General features: G+C 50.9%; 2 protein-coding genes and 1 pseudogene. All 3 read right to left on the bottom strand.

The window, feature by feature from the left end; genetic code table 11:
- Positions 1–431: pseudogene (locus tag ACR0MQ_RS22890) on the bottom strand (hypothetical protein); the annotation flags it as partial.
- Between the two features lie 400 nt (positions 432–831).
- Positions 832–1212 (bottom strand): hypothetical protein, encoded by a 381-nt coding sequence (locus ACR0MQ_RS22885; RefSeq protein ID WP_480611259.1) that lies wholly within the window; start codon positions 1210–1212, stop codon positions 832–834.
- 24 nt (positions 1213–1236) lie between these two features.
- Positions 1237–1359: a hypothetical protein gene (locus tag ACR0MQ_RS22880; protein ID WP_480611256.1), complete on the bottom strand. Its 123-nt coding sequence runs from the start codon at positions 1357–1359 to the stop codon at positions 1237–1239.
- Between the last annotated feature and the right edge of the window lie 493 nt (positions 1360–1852).

Here is a 1852-nt window from a genome sequence, read left to right as displayed (position 1 = left end):
CCGCTCTTAGCGAGTGGCGTCAACTTTGTTCCGGATAGGTTCGCGGTTTCCGCGGCTAACTGAGACTGGTTCGAATTCGTCTGACAGCACCCTTCCACTACCAGATTGTCAAAGTGCAGACGTCCGTTGGTCAAGGCGACAATGTCCAGCTCCAGTTCCAGCAGGTTCAATTCTACAAGAGGTATTTCCGGCATTGTCTGGCTCGGGATGACTACCCTACCGACGTAAATGCGATTGATGCGTCTAAGCGCGAAGCTTACATCATCGTTTACTAGAAGTGGCCGACCAATTTGTTCCGAAAGAACTCTTTCCACAAGTTCGCGCCGCATGTCCGAGAACATCGGAGCAGCAAACAACAACCAAACAAACGCGACTGCTGCGAATGCGAGAAGTGCGACAAGCCCATTTATCCTAAATAGCCAAACCCTCATGCGCTCCCCTATCGCCGCTTTCGCCCTTCAGTCTCTGACAAGCAGATATTCGGCCCACCTAACTGAACGCCCCTTCTGAACCATATTCAGGTCGGTTGGGCCGTATCACTATTCGTCTCTGGTAGCCCCGCCAGTCGCTTTGATCCTTCCCATCAATACACGTTCCCTATTGGTCGAAGCCTCCTCAGAAGCCTGGATCGGTCCAAAAGTCTGAACGTCATCGACCTATTGGACGCGCGTTGCTGAAAAGTTAGTAAGCGCAAAATGTACAAGAAGGGCTTTTTTCATCGCCAGGTCCAGTGTCCGGGTTTTCAACTTGGGCCGGGGTTCACAAAATGATCGCCCCGGCCAGAGTCAGGACAAGCGAGGTAATTCTTGCCCTGAAACATCGTACTTTCATCTAGTTGAGAAGATCACCGACGACGCCGACGGCATCAACAACGGTAGACAGGTCATTCGTAACTTCGAGGACTTCACCATCGACCTGAATGTAGCGGTTTCCTTTGCCCGGCTCCTTCAGCTTCCATTTGGAAAGGTCCCCAATATCCTCGAACTCCAGATCAGATGGGAGCTTGGCACCGCGCGTGTAGCGTTTGATCTGACCAGGTGGGATAGTCTTTGGGCCTTTGCTGGGTTTGTCTTCAATCTGAATACTGACATCACCGTCCTTGCCCCCCTTGTTCGGCTTTTTACCCTTGTTGTCTTTGGCATGGGCATCGCTGCCTCCAAGGGTGAAAAACACAACTGATAAGGCTGCGAGAAATCCGTATACGATCTTCATAGACTTTTCCTTTGCTTCCTAACTTCATTCAACCGGAGTTGAAAATTCCGGCACGCGCTTCGGAGCTTCGATCATGTCCGCGCTCGTTATCAGTTCGATGAACGTGTAGTATTTCAGAACCCCTTGGCTCAGACGCGAAGAATACATGGCCTGCACTATCCGAAGAGCGAGCCAGTGCTGCGCAGCCAATAGAACTTACCTCGATCCTGTGACTACCTTTCCCAAAACTTGCTGCGGCGGGCTTGGTCGGCGGGACGTTATTTCGTTGACTATCGGGGCCGCCAACAACGTGTGAAGGCCGAATGACGACACTGGCGAAAGCTAGAGTAAACTCTGGAAAGATGGGGAGAACGTTAATTTTCAGCATCGCCTCCTCCCAATGCTTGATCATTGTAAGAGGACTTCCGACCGCCAGCACTCACTCCAGCAGTCGGAAGGGCCCGACAAATCGGGCGACAGCGACATCAACGGAGGTAAAATGAAAGTTGTGTCGAATTCGCATGTTTGAATCTATTTATTCAAAAATCAACGTTTTTTCCGCGCGTAAACTTCTTTACGCTCTCGTACGATAGGCCTCTGCATTCAAACAAAAAGGTAAGTGGGAGCATCCATACAGGCGAGTTTGTTCTTCTAGGTGGCG

The organism is Ruegeria sp. AN6 (genome assembly GCF_056540425.1).
This window is presented reverse-complemented; position numbering and strand designations above follow the sequence as displayed.

Coding starts and splice junctions, on each gene's coding strand:
- ACR0MQ_RS22885 (WP_480611259.1), bottom strand. CDS start 1,212: ATGAAGATCGTATACGGATTTCTCGCAGCCTTATCAGTTGTGTTTTTC.
- ACR0MQ_RS22880 (WP_480611256.1), bottom strand. CDS start 1,359: ATGTATTCTTCGCGTCTGAGCCAAGGGGTTCTGAAATACTACACGTTC.